General features: G+C 53.8%; 14 protein-coding genes and 1 tRNA gene. 13 read left to right on the plus strand and 2 right to left on the minus strand.

From position 1 onward, the window contains the following. Positions 1 to 12: 12 nt before the first annotated feature. The 7 genes from LX66_RS08760 to LX66_RS08790 are packed head-to-tail and all read left to right on the plus strand — an operon-like array spanning position 13 to position 8,552. The gene (locus tag LX66_RS08760) at positions 13 to 1,413 is read left to right on the plus strand and encodes an alpha amylase family protein (RefSeq protein WP_145711879.1); all 1,401 of its coding nucleotides are present in this window, start codon (positions 13 to 15) and stop codon (positions 1,411 to 1,413) included. A 1-nt stretch (position 1,414) separates the two neighbouring features. Next, positions 1,415 to 2,815 carry a DUF5009 domain-containing protein gene (locus tag LX66_RS08765; RefSeq protein WP_145711881.1) on the plus strand — a complete coding sequence of 467 codons (1,401 nt, stop codon included), beginning with the start codon at positions 1,415 to 1,417 and terminating at the stop codon, positions 2,813 to 2,815. A gap of 11 nt (positions 2,816 to 2,826) precedes the next feature. Beyond that, the gene (locus LX66_RS08770) at positions 2,827 to 3,495 is read left to right on the plus strand and encodes a GDSL-type esterase/lipase family protein (RefSeq protein WP_145711883.1); all 669 of its coding nucleotides are present in this window, start codon (positions 2,827 to 2,829) and stop codon (positions 3,493 to 3,495) included. A gap of 18 nt (positions 3,496 to 3,513) precedes the next feature. Continuing rightward, positions 3,514 to 5,376: a sodium:solute symporter family protein gene (locus LX66_RS08775; protein ID WP_145711885.1), complete on the plus strand. Its 1,863-nt coding sequence runs from the start codon at positions 3,514 to 3,516 to the stop codon at positions 5,374 to 5,376. 19 nt (positions 5,377 to 5,395) lie between these two features. After that, on the plus strand, positions 5,396 to 6,079 hold the full coding sequence (locus LX66_RS08780) for a GDSL-type esterase/lipase family protein (RefSeq protein ID WP_145711887.1): 684 nt from the start codon (positions 5,396 to 5,398) through the stop codon (positions 6,077 to 6,079). Positions 6,080 to 6,110: 31 nt separating this feature from the next. After that, positions 6,111 to 7,613, plus strand: a complete 1,503-nt coding sequence (locus tag LX66_RS08785) for a GDSL-type esterase/lipase family protein (RefSeq protein WP_158642578.1) — start codon at positions 6,111 to 6,113, stop codon at positions 7,611 to 7,613. A gap of 6 nt (positions 7,614 to 7,619) precedes the next feature. After that, positions 7,620 to 8,552: a DUF4434 domain-containing protein gene (locus LX66_RS08790; protein ID WP_145711892.1), complete on the plus strand. Its 933-nt coding sequence runs from the start codon at positions 7,620 to 7,622 to the stop codon at positions 8,550 to 8,552. 64 nt (positions 8,553 to 8,616) lie between these two features. Here the strand turns inward: LX66_RS08790 and LX66_RS08795 are convergent, their stop codons facing one another. Further along, a complete protein-coding gene (locus LX66_RS08795) occupies positions 8,617 to 9,411 on the minus strand; it encodes an SDR family oxidoreductase (RefSeq protein ID WP_145711894.1) in 795 nt (264 codons plus the stop codon). A 126-nt stretch (positions 9,412 to 9,537) separates the two neighbouring features. Here LX66_RS08795 and LX66_RS08800 point away from each other — a divergent pair, with 126 nt between their 5' ends. After that, positions 9,538 to 9,957, plus strand: a complete 420-nt coding sequence (locus LX66_RS08800; RefSeq protein ID WP_145711896.1) for a winged helix-turn-helix transcriptional regulator — start codon at positions 9,538 to 9,540, stop codon at positions 9,955 to 9,957. A gap of 114 nt (positions 9,958 to 10,071) precedes the next feature. Here the strand turns inward: LX66_RS08800 and LX66_RS08805 are convergent. Beyond that, positions 10,072 to 10,143 (minus strand) — tRNA-Glu (locus LX66_RS08805). A 140-nt stretch (positions 10,144 to 10,283) separates the two neighbouring features. Between LX66_RS08805 and gap the strand changes: the two genes are divergently transcribed. The 5 genes from gap to LX66_RS08830 all read left to right on the plus strand — a co-directional run bounded on the left by gap (position 10,284) and on the right by LX66_RS08830 (position 18,112). Continuing rightward, a complete protein-coding gene (gene gap, locus LX66_RS08810) occupies positions 10,284 to 11,300 on the plus strand; it encodes a type I glyceraldehyde-3-phosphate dehydrogenase (RefSeq protein ID WP_145711898.1) in 1,017 nt (338 codons plus the stop codon). Between the two features lie 104 nt (positions 11,301 to 11,404). Next, positions 11,405 to 12,601, plus strand: coding sequence for a phosphoglycerate kinase (locus tag LX66_RS08815; RefSeq protein WP_145711900.1), 1,197 nt, complete (start codon positions 11,405 to 11,407; stop codon positions 12,599 to 12,601). Between the two features lie 81 nt (positions 12,602 to 12,682). Next, complete coding sequence (gene dctA / locus LX66_RS08820; protein ID WP_145711902.1) at positions 12,683 to 13,924, plus strand: C4-dicarboxylate transporter DctA; 1,242 nt, start codon at positions 12,683 to 12,685, stop codon at positions 13,922 to 13,924. A 123-nt stretch (positions 13,925 to 14,047) separates the two neighbouring features. Further along, entirely contained in the window at positions 14,048 to 14,905 is an 858-nt protein-coding gene (locus tag LX66_RS08825) for an SMP-30/gluconolactonase/LRE family protein (RefSeq protein WP_145711905.1), read from the plus strand. 33 nt (positions 14,906 to 14,938) lie between these two features. Next, positions 14,939 to 18,112, plus strand: coding sequence for a sensor histidine kinase (locus LX66_RS08830; protein ID WP_145711908.1), 3,174 nt, complete (start codon positions 14,939 to 14,941; stop codon positions 18,110 to 18,112). Positions 18,113 to 18,116 lie beyond the last annotated feature (4 nt).

The raw sequence follows: 18,116 nt of genomic DNA on the forward strand, positions 1-18,116 counted from the left end.
AATCGTACAACCATGAATAAAAGCATTTTCATATACCTGTTGTATGGCGGCCTGCTGATGGGAGCCGCCTGCAAAAAGTCCGGGACCGCAGACCCCGCGCCGGTTCCGCCGGAAGACAGCAGCGGCGTGATAACGCCGGGCAGGAATGTGCTGGTGTGGGTGGATGCCCGCTCCAATGTGTTCGGTACCTATGGGCGGCTGAATGACACCAACGAAATAAAGAAGGTGTTGGACACCCTGAAGGAAACGGGCGTTACCGGCCTGGTGATAGATGTAAAAGGCACCACCGGCTACACGATGTACCCCAGCGCCTATGCTGCACCGGCTACGGAAATGGATGGCAAATCCCTGCCCGCTGGGCTTGACTATGCCGGGTACATGATCCGTGAAGCCAGGAAAAGATCCTTCCGGGTGTATGCCTCCATCGTCACTTTTGTGGAAGGGGATGGCAACCGGGGCATCGGCAAAGTGTTTGACGATCCCGCATTCCGGAGCGAGTATGAGACCATTGTGTGCGATGTGAACGGCAACCGCGTGCCCGTTACCTCCACCGGGCGCAATGCATTTGTAAATCCCGCCCGGCCTGAGATACAGGAAAGGGCCCTGAACATTATCAGGGAGATCGCCGGGAAATATGATATTGATGGCCTGCTGCTGGACTACGCCCGCTACACCAGCATTGACGCCGATTTCTCCGATTTCAGCAAGCAGCAGTTCATCAATTTCCTGGAAGAAAAATACAATGACAGCGATGCGGCCGGCATGAACTTTCCCACGGATATTGTTGCCTCCTGGAAAACCAGCAGCGGCAAGGTGGTGCCCGCCACTACCGGCAAATACTACAAAAAATGGCTGCTGTACCGGGCCGGTGTGCTGCGCGACTTTTTTGAAAAAGCAAGAGCGGCTGTCAAAAGTGTAAAACCGGCGGTGGAGTTTGGCGCATATGTGGGCGCCTGGTATGTGACCTACTATGAAGTAGGCGTAAACTGGGCCAGCCAGGACTATGATCCGTTCAACGACCAGCAGGTACGTTTTGACTGGGCTTACCCGGGTTATAACGAGACCGGTTACGCGGAGCAACTGGACATATTGCTCACCGGCAATTATTTTACCCAGATACTGTTATCGGAGAATCCCGCTACGGCCAGCCTGCAATATCACTGGTGGAGCGTGGAAGGCTCTATTAAAGGCACCCGGTACATCACCCGGGATAAGATGCCCTTGTACGGCAGTATAGATATGGGCAATGTAGACTGGCCCAATAAAGGAGAGATCACGAGAGCGATCAAATATATTATGGCCAACACTACCGGCGGCATCATGCTGTTTGACCTGGTGCATATTTATGCCCCGCAGTACAACCGCCTGAAGCAGCCCCTGTGGGATGCGGTAAAGGAAGGCATAAAACCATAACATGCAGCAGCGCGATATCAGTCTGGACGCATTGAGAGGGCTGGCCATACTGGCCATGGTGCTGAGCAGCAGCATTGCCTTTGGCATACTGCCGGCCTGGATGTACCATGCCCAGGAGCCGCCGCCCGCACATACGTTTATGCCGGGGTTGCCGGGCATTACCTGGGTAGACCTGGTATTCCCGTTCTTCCTGTTCAGCATGGGCGCAGCCATACCGCTGGCCCTGCACCGGAAAGCAAAGGACGGGGCGGGCCTGCTGTCCATACTGCTGATTGCAGCCAGGCGTTATGCGCTGCTGGCGTTCTTCGCGCTTTTTACCTGGCATGCCAGGTACATTGCGCTTACAGCAGATGTTAAACCTGCCACCTACCTGTTGCAGGCGGCCGCGTTTGTATTGCTGTGTTTCCAGCTATACAGGCCGGCCGGCCCGCAGCACAAAACAACCTGGACGATCATAAAAGCCGCCGCATTCCTGCTGGCCGCCGGCATGCTGTACCTGCTGCCGTTCAAAGGCGGCCAAGGATTCTCTTTATATAACAGTGACATTATCCTGCTGGTGCTGGCCAACATGGCTTTTTTCGGCACTATTGCCTGGTGGTGTACCAGGCGCCATCCGGTGTGGCGGCTGGGCATACTGCCTTTTGTAATGGCGGTGTTGCTGGCGGCAAAGGAGCCCGGATCTTGGACGGCAGACCTCTTTCAATGGTCGCCGCTGCCCTGGCTGTATAAATTTTACTACTTAAAATATTTGTTCATCCTGCTGCCCGGCACCCTGGCCGGCGAGTGGCTACTGCAGCACAACGCCGCCACAGGCGCCGCCGCAGAAAATGCAGCCTCTGCCCGTACGGGCCGCATAGCGGTGCTGGCCTTTGCAGTGATCGTTACGAATGTAATATGCCTGTTTGGCCGGCATTTGTTAGGCAATCTTGCACTGAGTGTCGTATTTTGCTGGGGCTTATACCTGGAGATCAGGAAGGTAGCGCATCCCCGCGGCGCCCTGCTGCTGCGGTTTTTACAGGCAGGCGCTTACCTGTTGCTGCTGGGGCTTTTCTTTGAAGGGTACGAAGGGGGCATCAAAAAAGACCCATCCACTTTCAGTTACTACCTGGTGACCGGCGGCCTGGCGTTTTTTATGCTAACGGCTTTTTACTGCTGGCAGTTGACCGGCGCCGGCGCTGCTATCTTGCGTTACCTGGGCCTGAACGGCAGAAATCCCATGGTGGCCTATGTAAGCGGCAACCTGTTGCTGCTGCCCCTGCTGCGCCTGAGCGGCGGCATGACACTCTACAGTGATATGCAGCGCCACGTGATCACGGGCTTTTTAAGCGGGGTGCTGTTTACCGCCATGGTATCCGGGGTAACGGTCTTTTTTACCAAACGGGGGTGGATGTGGAAAACGTAAGGGTACATTGTATGAAACGTATACTGACAGGAGTCCTGCTGCTGTTATCTGCTGGCTGTTTGCACGCGCAGCAGGTGGACAGCACCTATCACAATTATTTGTATGACAGCCGGGTGGCCTATTTCCGGCAGTTGCCCGCTGTAAACAAGGCGGTGGTGTTCTGGGGCGACAGTATTACGCACTGGGGCGACTGGGCGGAGCTGCTGGGCTTTGGAAAAGTACTGAACAGGGGGATTGCTGGCGATAATACCTATGGCCTGAAAGCCCGTATGGATGAGGTGTTGCGTCATCAGCCCCGTAAATTGTTCATACTGATCGGCACCAATGACATCAATAAAAAGATACCGTCCGGCTATATCGTGGCCAACTACCGCCGCATGATCCGGGAGCTGAAGGCGCAGTCGCCTGCCACCGAAGTATATGTGCAAAGCGTATTCCCGGTCAATGACCAGTTGATAGGGCGGCAGTATTATACCGGCACCAATGCACAGATACTTGCGCTCAATAAAGCATTGCAGCAAATGGCGGCGGCGGAGCAGGTAACTTATGTGGATGTGCACAGCCACCTGCTGGATGCAGACCGGCAACTGGATGCCCGCTACACCTACGATGGGCTGCACCTGAGCGGAATGGGTTACCTGGCCTGGGTGCAATACCTGCGGCAGCAACGCTTACTGTAACGTATTTAAAATATTATCATGAATCTCGCTACCATAGACATACTCATCATTCTTGCCTACCTGGTCATTATTATCGGCCTGGGCTTCTGGATATCCAAGAAAGCCTCCGGCAACATACAGTCCTATTTCCTGGGCGATAACAACATTAAATGGTACTGGCTGGGTTTCAGCAACAGCAGCGGCATGTTTGATGTAAGCGGTACGGCTTTCTATGTATCGCTTTTATTTATCTATGGCTTCAAAGCCGCATGGCTGCCCTGGCTGTGGCCTATCTGGAACCAGATATTTGTGATGGTGTTCCTGGCTATCTGGATACGGCGCAGCAATGCCATGACCGGCGCGGACTGGATCATCAAGCGTTTTGGCGATGACAGGGGCGGCCGGCTGGCGCACATGATCGTGGTGATATTTGCAGTGGTGAGCGTGATCGGGTTTATCGGCTACGTGTTTGTAGGCATCGGGAAATTTGCCGCCAACATGCTGCCCTGGGACCTGTCCAATGCGCTGTTCACCAGCCAGCAGACCTACGCGCTGATCATTGTGTCCCTTACCACGCTGTATACCGTAAAGGGCGGTATGTACAGCGTGGTAGCCACGGAAGTACTGCAATACGGCATACTGGTGATCAGTTGCATACTGGTGGTGATATTTGCCGTGAAGGGAGTGGACTATGACAGCCTGCACCAAAGGCTGCCGCAGGGTTGGACCTCCTTCTGGCCGGAGTGGAAGCTCAATATTGATTGGGGTGGCACTTTCCCGCAGGCCAACCGCAAGATAGCGGAGGATGGTTTCACCTGGTTTGGCGCGCTGGTGCTGATGATGATCGGGAAAGGCATTTTCGCCAGCCTGGCCGGGCCGGTACCCGGCTTTGACATGCAGCGCATCCTGAGCGCCCGCCGGCCCTGGGAAGCGGCCAAGCTTTCCGGCTTTACCAACCTGGTGTTGTATATTCCGCTGTTCATGATGGTAGGCGCTTTAACGCTGATCGGTTTCAATGCTTTTATGCCGGTATTGCAGGAGCAGGCCCGCCCTGATTTTGAGACTATCCTGAGCCAGGTGGTAGGCCATTACCTGCCGGCAGGCATCCGCGGTATTGTGCTGGCCGGGCTGCTGGCCTCCTTTATGAGCGCTTTTTCCGCTTTCGTGAATGCGGCCCCGGCATACCTGGTGAACGATTTCTATAAAAAATATTTCAGGACGGATGCGCCGCCGCGGCATTATGTAAAATGCAGCTACCTGGTATCAGTAAGCATTATCGCCGTGGGCTGCTTTTTCGGGCTGTTTGCAGATTCGCTTAGTTCGCTCACCATCTGGATATCATCCGCACTGTACGGGGGCTATGCGGCCTCAAATGTACTGAAATGGGTGTGGTGGCGCTTTAACGGTTACGGCTATTTTGCCGGCATGCTGGCCGGACTGGTGTCCGCTACTTTTGTGCCCCAACTGATGGCCTGGATGAGCAGCCATTATTTTACAGCCTACCAGGATCTCTTTGGCAGTGGCATCGGTACGCTGATCTCTTTCTTTATCATCCTGGCGCTATCCATATCGGCCAGCATCATCGGCTGCCTGCTGACGCCGCCGCCCGCCAGGGAAACGCTGACCACCTTCTACGCCAATACCCGTCCCTGGGGCTGGTGGCGGCCGGTTTTGCAGTGGGTGCGGCAGGCCGATCCTGCTTTTGTGCCCAACCGCCAGTTTAAATGGGATATGCTGAACGTGCTGGTAGGCATCTGCTGGCAGATGAGCATGGTGATCATGCCGGTGTGTTTTGTGTTCGGCTATATTGGCAAAGGATGTATTGCCGCCGCGGTATGGATCGTTTGTATGGCCGTGCTCAGGTTTACCTGGTACGACCGCCTGAAGATCACCGCTGTATAACGAATAAAGTATAGTTTATATGAAGTATGTATGCTTACGCCTGGCCCTCTGCGCCGGTATCTGCCTGGGGCTGGCCGGCAGGGCTGCCGCCCGGCAAATAGACAGCAGCTATGCCAATACCTATTACCAGGGCAGAATGGAGCTGTTCAATTCCCTGCCGTTGCAGAAGAACGCCATCGTGTTCCTGGGCAACAGCATTACGGAGCGCGGCGCCTGGGGCGAGCTGCTGCCCGGTGTAAAAGTAATGAACCGCGGCATTGGCGGCGATAACACCTTTGGCGTGCTGGCCCGCCTGGAGGGCGTAGTAGCCGCTTCGCCACGCAAGCTGTTCCTCCTCATCGGCATCAATGACCTGAGCAGGGGCCTGCCCAAAGCGGTGATACTCCGGAACTACGACCGTATCATCAGCTATATCCGCAGGCATTCCCCCAAAACAAAAATTTACGTACAAAGCGTATTACCTTTGAATGAGCCGCTGACCAAAGCACCTTATCTTAAAAACAAAAAGGACAGCATCCTGCAGTTGAATGCGGGCATACGGCAGATCGCTGACAAATACCGCCTGCCCTACCTCAACCTGCACGAGATATTTGCCGACGGCCATGGCGACCTGAAGGCGGAGCTGACAGCAGACGGCATACACCTGAAGCCGGCCGGGTACGTGATATGGGTGGCTTACCTGAAAGCGCGCAAGTACCTGTGACGGCTATATGAAAGGAAAAAAAGCAAACGTTATGAATAAAAGGAAATGGTACCTCTCCCTGGCATGGGCATTATTATGGCTGCCGCCGGGCCTGTATGCCCAACAGCCTGCACGCACGGTGTACGCAGTGAAAGATGCCGATACTTTGTGGTTTGATCACTACCAGCCGCAGGGGCAGGCCAATGGCATATCCGTGCTGTTTGTGCATGGCGGCGGCTTTACCGGCGGCGACCCGGTGAACCAGGCTCCTTTTGCCGAAGGACTGGCTAAAATGGGATATAACATATTCGTGATCAAATACCGCCTGTACCTGGCTGGCAAAAGCTTTGGCTGCAACACCGTAGTACCGGAAAAGCTGAAGGCCATCCGCCTGGCTGTGGAGGATGCGCGGGATGCTACCGCTTACCTGTGCCAACATGCCGCAGAACTGCGGGTAGATACGGCAAAGTTATTCATAGCGGGCAGCAGCGCCGGCGCAGAAACCGTGCTGAACCTGGTGTTCAATCCCTTTATAAATAAAAAGCGCCCTGCTTATCAGCCCTTCCGTTACGCAGGCGTGATGTCTTTTGCAGGCGCGGTGCTGGATATGAACCGTATATATGACCATGCCCCCGTTCCCTTGTTGCTGATGCATGGCACCAACGATCAGCTAGTGCCTTATGCTACGGCCGCACATCACTATTGCAATGCAAAGGATGCCGGCTGGGTGATGATGTCCGGCTCCTATACCTTGTTTGCCGACATGCAGAAAAAGCGCTGGCCAATAACCCTGTACACCTATGAAGGGAAAGGGCATGAGGTAAGCAGCTACATGTTCAGGAAGTTCAGGGAAATGGATGCTTTCATGCAGAACGCCGTACAGGGCAAAGAACAGGTGCCGCTGCACATAGTAGAGAAGCAGGAAGGCATGGCCGGCGTGCTGCAATACGATACTGCTTATAACAACACCTATTACCGGCAGAAGGTGTCGCAGTACCGGCTGATACCCGATGCCGAAACAGGAGAGATCATTTTCCTGGGCGACAGCATTACCGATATCGCTGAATGGGCGGACCTGTTCAAGAGCAGCAAGATGAAGAACATGGGCATCAGCGGCGACAAAACTTTCGGCGTGCTGGCCCGCCTGCAGGAGGTGATCCGCCGCAAGCCGGCCAAGGTGTTCATCATGATCGGTATTAATGATATAGCCGCCGGTGTGCCGGACAGCGTGATCGAAGCAAACTATGCCGCCATTATCAAACGGCTGAAGGCAGCGCTGCCGCAAACCAGGCTTTATATACAAAGCCTGTTGCCCACCAACGATACCTTCACGGAATTCCCGCGGCACCAGCATAAGGAAGCCCATATACAGGCGGTGAACAGCTTCCTGCAGCAACTGGCAAAGGAACAGCAATGCACCTATGTAGACCTGCACCGCGCCATGCTGGACGGTGAGGGCCGGCTGGACAGGCAATACACCAACGACGGGCTGCACCTGACCGCCGAAGGATACCTGCTTTGGAAAAAGATATTAGCAGACAAAAAATTATTGTAAAGCATTATGAAGATCACAGGTACCTTCCTGGACGAGATCAGCCATGATATCCCTCACCAGAACTGGGGCGCTGCGGAGTGGCGCAGGGATTTTGAGCATATGAAAGCCATCGGCATTGATACCGTTATACTGATACGCAGCGGTTACCGGCGCTTTATTACCTATCCTTCCACCTATCTTATACAGGAGCACGGCTGCTACGCGCCGCCGGTGGACCTGGTGGAGCTGTTCCTGCAACTGGCGGATGAAATGGGCATGCAGTTCTACTTTGGCCTCTATGACAGCGGTAAATACTGGGACACCGGTAATATGCAGCATGAAATAGACAGCAACCGTTTTGTGATAGAGGAAGTATGGCAGCGCTACGGGCATCACCAAAGTTTCCGGGGCTGGTACCTGAGCATGGAGATCAGCCGCAAGACCAAAGGAGCTACGGACGCCTTTCGCACCCTGGGACTGCAATGCAAGCAGGTAAGCAATGGCCTGCCCACACTTATCTCCCCCTGGATAGACGGCAGGAAAGCAGTTATGGCCGCCTCGGCTTCGCTAACCAGGGAAGCGGCTGTTTCCCTGAAGGAGCATGAGCAGGAGTGGAGCGAAATATTTGAAGGCGTAAGCGGAGCGGTGGATGCCGTGGCTTTCCAGGACGGGCACATTGACTACCACGAGTTGGATGATTTCTTTGCCGTTAACAAAGTAATGGCGGATCGCTTTGGCCTGCAATGCTGGACCAATGCAGAAAGCTTTGACCGGGACATGCCCATCAAGTTCCTCCCCATCAAGTTTGAAAAGCTGCGCCTGAAGCTGGAAGCCGCACGCCGGGCCGGGTATAATAAGGCCATTACCTTTGAGTTCTCCCATTTCATGAGCCCGCAGTCTGCTTATTTGCAGGCAGGGCATTTGTATAACCGGTACCGGGAGTATATGCAGGCGCTGTAAATCCACTGTTCCCATGAACCGCAGGATGCGCCGGATGTTGCGGCGGATAGGGATGGAGAGGTCGCTAAATGGTGGGAAGCGTTCCCCCGTCAATTACATATTCTGTTCCTGTCAAATATTGCGCTCTTGGCGAAACCAGAAAACCAACCAGTTCTGCAACTTCTTCAGGTTGTGCCGGTCTGCCGAATGGTATACCACCCAAAGCATCCATTACACTTTGTGTGGCTTCTTCGACTGTGATATTTGAACTTGTGGCTATGCGTTCCATCATCCTCGTTGAAGCAGTAGTCATAATCCAGCCAGGAGATACGGTCAATACGCGGATACCTTTGGCCGCCACTTCGTTGGACAGCCCTTTGCTATAATTCAGCAAGCCTGCTTTGGCGGCCGCATACGGTAATGTACTATCATACAAGGGCAACCTGGCCTGAATGGATGCTATATGAATGATCACGCCGCTCTTCTGCTCCATCATTCCGGGCAAAAACTCCTTATCCAGCCGTACCGGTGCCAGGAGGTTTGTTTGCAAAGCGGTTACCCAGTCCTCATCGGTTAATACGGCGTAGCCGCCGCCTTTTGTTTCGGACCCTCCCAAATTATTGACCAGGATGTCCAGGCCGCCAAACCTGTTCTTTATTTCGCCGCCTACTTTTTGTGCGCCGGCGGCCGTGCTTAGATCAGCCTGGATAAAATGAAAATTGGGATTTTCTTCTCCCGGTTCATTTCTGGCGGTTATAATAACGGTTGCGCCGGCCATCAATAGCCGTTGTGCAATGGCTTTCCCTGCTCCCTTTGTACCTCCGGTGACCAGGGCGATTTTGCCTTTTAATTCATTGTTGAAATTGAAATGCTGCTCCATGCTTGCATAAATTATTTATGCGAAGTTCAGCAAGGCAATGGTCTCTTACAATAACGGCAAACCGAATCGTATACAGAGAAATTTCTCCCTATTGTGCCTTTTAGAGCATTGTATTAATTTTATAATATGTATGAAAGAAAGATTCCTGTGAACTTTAATTGCGGTCTGGACCTGGTGGCGGAAGTACTGTACGGCAAATGGAAGATACGTTTGCTGTGGTTTATCAACGAAGGTTACAAACGGCCAAGCGAATTGCAGCGGAAGATACCCGATGCTTCCCGGAGGGTGCTGAACGTTCAGTTGAATGAACTGGAAGGCCATGAGCTGGTTTCAAAAGTCATTTATCCTGTTATGCCGCCAAAAGTAGAATACAGCTTGACCGAATTTGGGAAAACCCTGATCCCCGTCATTAGCCTTTTGGGCCAGTGGGGCGATGAACATGAAGAACGCTTGCGGAACCTGGTCTTAAAGCAACAATCACAGCAGCACGTGAACCTGGCGGGTGATCGGCCGGGATCTGGCCGGGATAATGAAGCGGCGGATTAATGGATTCCCGGCCCGTTGTTGACCTTGAACCGAGGTGGCTTACCCTGCTTTCTAATAAAAAGGGCTGCTCGTTTATGAGCAGCCCCGTAAAATTTGAGCGCCAGCGCCCTGCTGTACCGCGTACGGGAATCGAACCCGTGATTCATCCGTGAAAGGGATGCGTCTTAACCCCTTGACCAACGCGGCTGGTATGTTTTGGGATTGCAAAGGTAATACCTGCCGGCATATTTCCAAAAAAAAATTACTTAACCCAAATTTCTATTGATTAATCCCTGTATTGCTTGTAAATTCGCATCTCTATTTTTCAATTCAAACTACAGTGTAAAATGGGAACGACTCTTAAAATCGGTATTAATGGGTTCGGTCGTATCGGCCGTCTGGTATACCGCCAGATCTACAACATGCCCGGAATTGACGTGGTAGCGATCAATGACCTCACCAGCCCCAAGGTGCTGGCTCATCTGCTGAAATATGATTCCGCGCAGGGTAGGTTTGACGCCGAGGTGAAATCCACCGAGAATGCCATCTCCGTTAATGGCGATACAGTGAATATATACGCGCAGAAAGACCCCTCACAGATTCCCTGGAAAGAGCACAACATAGATGTGGTGATCGAATGCACCGGCTTCTTCACAGATAAAACCAAGGCGGAAGCTCACCTGGCTGCCGGCGCCAAAAGGGTAGTGATCTCTGCCCCCGCTACCGGCGACCTGAAGACCATCGTTTTCAATGTAAACCATGAAACACTGGATGGCAGCGAAACCGTGATCTCCTGCGCTTCCTGCACCACCAACTGCCTGGCGCCCATGGCCAAGGTAATGAACGACACATTCGGTATCGTGGCCGGTCAGATGACCACCATCCACGCTTATACCAATGACCAGAATACCCTGGATGCGCCGCACGCTAAAGGCGACCTGCGCCGTGCCCGTGCCGCCGCCGCCAACATCGTGCCCAACAGCACCGGCGCCGCCAAAGCCATCGGCCTGGTACTGCCCGAGCTGAAAGGCAAGCTGGATGGCGGTGCACAACGCGTGCCCACCATCACCGGCTCTCTCACCGAGCTGACCACCGTCCTGGCCAAAAAAGTAACCGTGGAAGAAGTGAACGCCGCCATGAAGGCCGCTGCCAACGAATCTTACGGCTACAACGAAGACGAGATCGTAAGCTCCGACATCATCGGTATACGCTACGGCTCCCTGTTCGACGCCACGCAGACCAAGATCGTGACCGTAGGCGACACCCAGTTGGTGAAAACTGTATCCTGGTACGATAACGAAATGAGCTATGTTTCCCAACTGGTTCGTACCGTTAAGTACTTTGCAGAGCTGATCAGCAAATAAGCATAAGCCATATAATCGTGAAAGGTGAAGTGTGAAGAGTGAACCCGTTCACCTTTCACGCTTCACCTTTCACATTTTCCTCCTTCACGTTTCAATCCATCACTATGAGTAAATTTTCCGATTATAGTTTCAGGGGCCACAAAGCCGTGGTACGCGTGGATTTCAACGTTCCGCTGAACGAAAAGTACGAGATCACCGACGATACCCGCATGCGTGCCGCCGTGCCTACCATCAAAAAGATCCTGCAGGATGGTGGCGCCGTTATCCTGATGTCGCACCTGGGCCGGCCCAAGGAAGGACCTACAGAAAAGTATTCCCTGAAACACCTGGTATACCGCCTGGTAAAACTGCTGGATGGCGTTACCGTGAAATTTGCGGAAGACTGCATTGGCCCGGTGGCGGAAGAAGCTGCGTCCAACCTGCAAATGGGCGAAGTGCTGCTGCTGGAAAACCTGCGTTTTCACAAACAGGAGGAAAAAGGTGATGCCGCCTTTGCCCAGCAGTTGGCCAAACTGGGGGATGTATATGTAAACGACGCCTTCGGCACCGCCCACCGCGCGCACGCCTCTACGGCCGTTATTGCCCAATACTTCCCGGCAGATGCCCGCATGTTCGGCCTCCTGATGGAAGCCGAGGTAAGCAACGCGGAAAAAGTGCTGCATAATGCAGAAAGGCCCTTTACCGCCATCCTCGGCGGCGCAAAGGTAAGCGACAAAATACTGATCATAGAGAACCTGATGGAAAAGGCCAATAACATTATCATTGGCGGCGGTATGGCCTACACCTTCCTGAAAGCCCAGGGCAAGGAGATCGGGAACTCCCTCTGCGAGAACGACAAGCTGGACCTGGCCAACGAGCTGCTGGCCAAGGCCAAAGCCAAAGGCGTAGCCCTGCTGCTGCCCGTGGACTCCGTGGCGGCCGACAAGTTTGCCGAAGATGCCAGTACGCAGGCAGTATCCAATGATAACATTCCCGCCGGCTGGATGGGACTGGATATTGGCGAAAAATCCGTACAGCAGTTTGGAGAGGTGATCGGCCAGTCCAAAACCATTTTATGGAACGGTCCCATGGGCGTGTTTGAAATGAAGCCTTTCCAGGCAGGCACCAAAGCCATTGCAGACGCCATTGTGAGCGCTACGGCCAAAGGCGCTTTCTCCCTGGTGGGTGGCGGCGATTCCGTAGCGGCCGTAAACCAGTTCGGCCTGGCGGATAAAGTAAGCTATGTATCCACCGGTGGCGGCGCCATGCTGGAATTCTTTGAAGGCAAGGAGCTACCCGGCATTGCAGCTATCAACGCATAGATCCTCGCACACCAGATAGTAGTACGGAGACCTGGCTGGTTTTTAAAACCTGTCAGGTCTTTTTTGTACATTAGGTCCTCTATGAAAAAACTCTTCCGTCATCTCTATTTCCAGGTACTTGTTGCCATCATACTCGGCGTGCTGGCCGGGTTGCTTTTCCCGGGCATTGCCGGTACCGGTAAGCTGATCAGCGAAATTTTCATTAACCTCATCAAGATGCTGATAGCCCCCATCATTTTCCTGACCATTGTGCTGGGCATTGCCCGCATGGGCGATATGAAGAAGGTGGGCCGGGTAGGCGGCAAGGCCCTGCTGTATTTCGAGATCGTGACCACGCTGGCCATTGTAATAGGGCTGGTGGTGGCCAACTGGCTGAAACCCGGTCATGGCGTGGCTTTTACCCATGTAAATGTGTCGGAGGTCGCCAAAATAGAGCAGGAAGCGGGCGGCATGAACTGGGGGGAGTTTTTCCTGCACATTGTTCCCTCCAACGTGGTGGACGCTTTTGCCAAGGGAGATATCCTGCAGGTGCTGGTATTCGCCATCCTGTTCGGCTACGGCGTTACCAAAATGAAAGATGGGGGCATGCCGCTGCTGCATTCGTTTGACAGGATATCACAGGTGTTCTTCAACATCCTGAAGGTGATCATGCGGCTGGCTCCCCTGGGCGCCTTTGGCGGTATGGCCTACACCATCGGCAATTTTGGCGCAGCGGCGCTGATACCGCTGGTAAAGCTGATGGTATGCGTGTACCTCACCATGATCGTCTTTATTTTCGGCGGCCTGGGCCTGATAGCGCGCGCCTACCGCTTCAGCCTCTGGCAGTACCTGAAATTTGTGCGTAACGAGATATTGCTGGTGCTGGGTACCTCCTCCTCCGAATCCGCGCTGCCCGGTATGATGGAGCGCCTGGAGCAGTTGGGCTGTTCCCGCTCCGTGGTGGGGCTGGTAATACCGGCCGGCTACTCCTTTAACCTGGACGGCACCAGCATCTACCTGTCCATGGCTGTGATATTCCTGGCGCAGGTCTTTAACGTGCCCCTCAGCCTGGGGCAGGAGCTGACCATCATCGGCATACTGGTAGTGACCTCCAAAGGCGCCGCCGGCATTACCGGCAGTGGTTTTATTGTGCTGGCTTCTACGCTGACGGTCATTAAAGTGATACCGGTAGAAGGGCTGGCCATATTGATAGGCGTGGACCGCTTTATGTCCGAGGCCAGGGCCATTACCAACCTGATAGGCAATGGCGTGGCTACCATTGTAGTGGCCAAAAGCGAGCGGGAGTTTGATGAGGAGCGGTATAAGGCCGCCATTAACCGTTAATTTCCGCTTCTTTCCTATGTGAACATTTATTACATTTAAATAATATTCACCGTTATGAAAATAGCCATGATATAGCTTTATCATGGTAGATTGTACCTGGCCGTTTTAAAAAGTAAATTGCAGATGAAACCGAACATCCTCCTCCGATCAGCCATTGTTGCCTGCCTGTGTTTCCCCGCTTCCCTGGCTGTTGCCCAGCAGCCATCCCTGACACTGGAAAAGCAATGGGAAACAGACACCATCATGCAGGTGCCGGAATCCGTTTATTATGATGCAAAGCGCAATGTGCTGTATGTAGCCAACATACAGGGCGCCAGTAATGAAAAGGACGGACGGGGCTTTATCTCCCGCCTGTCGCCCGAAGGCAAGGTGCTGGAAATGGAATGGGTGAGCGGGCTGAATGCCCCCAAAGGGATGGGTATTTATAAGAACCGGCTGTATGTGGCAGACCTGACAGACATCGTGGTGATAGACATTGCCCAGGGCAGCATCGTGCAGCGCATTCCCGTAGCAGGCAGCGTATTCCTCAATGATATTGCCATTGACAATAAGGGTACCGTATATGTATCGGATACCCGCGTGGGCAAAGTGCACCGGTATAAGCATGGCGAGGTCACCACCCTGTTGGAAGGGCTGAAGGGGCCCAATGGCCTGCTGTTATTGCCCGGCGGCGCTTTTTATGTGCTGGCGGATGGTGCGCTGTTCCAACTGCAGCAGGACAATACCCTTAAAAAGCTGGCAGACGTGAGCAAAAGCGTGGACGGCATAGAGCCCGTGAAACCTGGGGAATTCATTGTATCTTGCTGGCCGGGCGAAGTATTTTATGTCGATGCCGGCGCCGGTACTGCTACCAAACTGCTGGATACCCGGGATAAAGGGCTGAACACGGCCGATATCGGTTACAATCCTCAAGAGAAAATAGTTTACATACCTACCTTTAATGGCAATACCGTGGCGGCTTATGTGCTGAAAGGTATATAGTATAGATACTGAATGTAAAATGATAAATATAAAATGATAAATGTAAAAGTTGGTGGCAAGTTGCTATTGAGGCGGCGATGTTACGTTGAGATAGGTATACCACGTTTTACATTTGTCATTTTACATTTAATATTTACCATTGTATATTTTTCTCCGCCCGCCGCAGCCCAGGAACCTCCCAATTCCTACAAGTTCTCCCACCTGAATATCCAGAATGGGCTTGCCAGCAATCACGTGTCGGCTATTTTACAGGACAGGAGAGGGTTTATATGGATTGCCAGTACCGCCCTGCAGCGTTATGACGGCAGCAACCTGATCACGGTGGCCAGCTTTGACAAGGTGCCCGGCTCCATTTATTATGACGACATCTGCCTCTGCGAGGACAGCAAAGGCCGTATCTGGATGGGCGCGCCCGATAACATTCATGTATACGACCCCGCTACCAGCGGCGCGGAGGCGCTGAAAGTAGACATACTGCCATCCCTGCAGGGCAACCTGCAATGCAGCCACATTGTAGAGGACCACGCCGGTGTAATATGGGCCACTACCCAGGAAGGGCTGCTGCGCTTTAATGACAGCACGCGCCGCTTTGAAAAACCGGCCCTCATACCGGAACCGCAGCGCCTGCAAATGAACAGCGCCATCATAGAGGACCAGGAGGGGCAGCTCTGGATCAGTGGCGTAAAAGGCATCTTCCTGCTGTCCCGCGATCGGAAGCGCCTGTATAGCGCGGACAACAATCCCGCGCAGCTACCGGTGTTCACCATCGGCAGGAGCATCCGCAAGTTCTTTATCGACCAGCAGCACCACCTCTGGATAGCCTCCCGCGGGGCCGGCCTTTACCGGTATAATCCCGCTTCCCGGGACCTGCAGGTGTATAAGATGGGAGAGATATTTGACATTACCGCCGACCAGGAACATAACATATGGGTGGCTACCGAGCAGGATGGCATAGCCCGCTTTGACGACAGCCGGCAGCAGTTTATGAAGAACATCCGCGCAGACAATGCAGACGACCTGGGGCTACACTATGATTTTGAGTCCAATTGCCTGCTGGCAGACCGGGAAGGGCATTTATGGATAGGCACGGATAAAGGGGTGAACATACTCAGCCTGCACAATCCTACTTTCCGCCTGATGGACCACCGCACCGAATTCAGCGGCACCCGCCTGCGCCTGCCCAGGGCGGAGGTAACGGACCTTTTCCAGGCCACTAACGGCGATATATATGTGGGCTACTGGGGCCAGGGCTTCAGTTGGCTCGATGGCCGGCTGGGACTGAAACGGAACTTTACTTACGGGGAGGCGGCTCCTGCCTATGCGATACCGGAAGGACGCAGCCTGGTATGGAGCTTTGCAGAGATGCCCGACGGGCGCATCCTGGTAGGCCAGGAGAATGGCTACCTTTCCGAGTTTGATCCCCGGCAGGGGAAATTCCTGGCGCATCACCGCCCCCGCGCCTTCCAGGACCAGACCCTGATGAGCCTTTACGTGGAGGACGATACCTGCATATGGGTGGGACTGTACAAAAGAGGCCTGGCGCGCTGGAACCCGCAGCGGGACACCGCTTATGGCTACCCGCAGCTACTGGACAATATACAGCGGCAAACGTCCGTGATGGATATCGCAGGACAGAATGACTCTCTCCTGTGGCTGGCTACCAGTAATGCCGGGCTGGTGCTGTTCAACAAGCACCGCGGCCAGGTGGTGACCAGGGATATTTTCAGGGACGGCGCGCGCTCCGTAAATAATATTACCTGCCTCTATAAACCGGATGACACCACGCTGGTAGCCGGCACCGATCATGGCATATGGGTATTCAATACCCGGCGCCACACCGTGCAGCCCCTGAAGATCAACGGGGTGCTGTTTGATGAATGGGTGCTCAGCATGCGCGCAGATGCCAGTGACGGCATCTGGTTTACCACGCCGTACGGGTTTTACCGTTTTCACCGCCGGCAGTTTGAGCTGGAAACCTTTGTGCAGGGCGATAATATCATAGACAACAACCGCAGGGTGCGCCGGCGCATTATACAACTGAAGGACGGCCGGCTGCTGGCCGGCGCTTCCGACCATTTCCTGGCCTTTGACCCGGCCGTGCTGAAAGTAGCGCCGCCCCCGCCGGATGTGACCATCCTCACGTTCAAGGCGCTGGACAGTACCATACAACTGACACGGGAGCCGGTAGCGCTTTCCTACCAGCAGAATTTTATCTCCATCGAGTTTAAAAGCCTGCAGTATCATCACGAAAAGATCCGCTACTACTACCAGTTGGAGGGGCTGGACCCGGACTGGGTAAGCGCCGACGGCCTGTTGATCGCCAAATACACCAACCTGCCCCCAGGCAGTTATACCTTTAAGGTGCGCAGCGTAAACGCCGCCGGTACTTTTTCCGAGAAGACCACCTCCCAGCGGATCATCATAAAACCGGCCTTCTGGCAAACCAACTGGTTCCGCCTGCTGGTGCTGGCAGCCATTGCCGCGCTGGTATATGTTTATTTCCGGGCGCGTATTTACTATATTAAAAAGGAAGCGCGGCAGCGGGCTGCCATGCAGCAGAAGATCGCGCAATTGGAAATGAAGGCCCTGCGGGCGCAGATGAACCCGCACTTCATCTTTAACGCCCTTAATTCCATCCAGACCTTTATGATGAAAAGCGAAACGGAGCAGGCCCTGAATTACCTGAACCGCTTTGCCCGCCTGATCCGCAGCGTGCTGGACCACTCCCAGCTCAATACCATTCCCATTTCCAAAGAGGTGAGCATGCTGGAGAACTATATAGAGCTGGAGAAGCTGCGCTTTGCAGACCAGTTCAGCTACCGGATCAGTATAGACCCCGCGCTGGATCCCGATTTCACCGAGATACCCGCGATGATCATACAGCCCTTCATTGAGAACGCCATCTGGCACGGGTTGCTGCACAGGAAGGAGGGGGGCTGCCTGCAATTGTCCTTCACCAAAATGCAGGACCGGATATTATGCGTAATAGAAGATAATGGAGTGGGCCGGCAAAAATCCGCTGCGCTCAAGCTGCAGAGCGGCTACACCCACGCTTCCAGGGGCCTGCAGATCACCCGCGACCGGCTCTCGCTGTACAACAGCCGCTTTAATATGGATGCCTGCTTTGATATTGAGGATATTTTTGATGATGCCGGCCAGCCCGCCGGTACCCGGGTAAATTTGTGGTTCCCGCTCGTAGAGGATTGAACTG

Origin of the sequence: Chitinophaga japonensis, assembly GCF_007830125.1 — a bacterium.
GTDB lineage: Bacteria > Bacteroidota > Bacteroidia > Chitinophagales > Chitinophagaceae > Chitinophaga > Chitinophaga japonensis.

What these genes read in the sequence shown, in the direction of transcription:
- LX66_RS08760 (WP_145711879.1), top strand. Translation starts at nt 13, where the DNA reads ATGAATAAAAGCATTTTCATATACCTGTTGTATGGCGGCCTGCTGATG.
- LX66_RS08765 (WP_145711881.1), top strand. Translation starts at nt 1,415, where the DNA reads ATGCAGCAGCGCGATATCAGTCTGGACGCATTGAGAGGGCTGGCCATA.
- LX66_RS08770 (WP_145711883.1), top strand. Translation starts at nt 2,827, where the DNA reads ATGAAACGTATACTGACAGGAGTCCTGCTGCTGTTATCTGCTGGCTGT.
- LX66_RS08775 (WP_145711885.1), top strand. Translation starts at nt 3,514, where the DNA reads ATGAATCTCGCTACCATAGACATACTCATCATTCTTGCCTACCTGGTC.
- LX66_RS08780 (WP_145711887.1), top strand. Translation starts at nt 5,396, where the DNA reads ATGAAGTATGTATGCTTACGCCTGGCCCTCTGCGCCGGTATCTGCCTG.
- LX66_RS08785 (WP_158642578.1), top strand. Translation starts at nt 6,111, where the DNA reads ATGAATAAAAGGAAATGGTACCTCTCCCTGGCATGGGCATTATTATGG.
- LX66_RS08790 (WP_145711892.1), top strand. Translation starts at nt 7,620, where the DNA reads ATGAAGATCACAGGTACCTTCCTGGACGAGATCAGCCATGATATCCCT.
- LX66_RS08795 (WP_145711894.1), bottom strand. Translation starts at nt 9,411, where the DNA reads ATGGAGCAGCATTTCAATTTCAACAATGAATTAAAAGGCAAAATCGCC.
- LX66_RS08800 (WP_145711896.1), top strand. Translation starts at nt 9,538, where the DNA reads ATGTATGAAAGAAAGATTCCTGTGAACTTTAATTGCGGTCTGGACCTG.
- gap (WP_145711898.1), top strand. Translation starts at nt 10,284, where the DNA reads ATGGGAACGACTCTTAAAATCGGTATTAATGGGTTCGGTCGTATCGGC.
- LX66_RS08815 (WP_145711900.1), top strand. Translation starts at nt 11,405, where the DNA reads ATGAGTAAATTTTCCGATTATAGTTTCAGGGGCCACAAAGCCGTGGTA.
- dctA (WP_145711902.1), top strand. Translation starts at nt 12,683, where the DNA reads ATGAAAAAACTCTTCCGTCATCTCTATTTCCAGGTACTTGTTGCCATC.
- LX66_RS08825 (WP_145711905.1), top strand. Translation starts at nt 14,048, where the DNA reads ATGAAACCGAACATCCTCCTCCGATCAGCCATTGTTGCCTGCCTGTGT.
- LX66_RS08830 (WP_145711908.1), top strand. Translation starts at nt 14,939, where the DNA reads ATGATAAATGTAAAAGTTGGTGGCAAGTTGCTATTGAGGCGGCGATGT.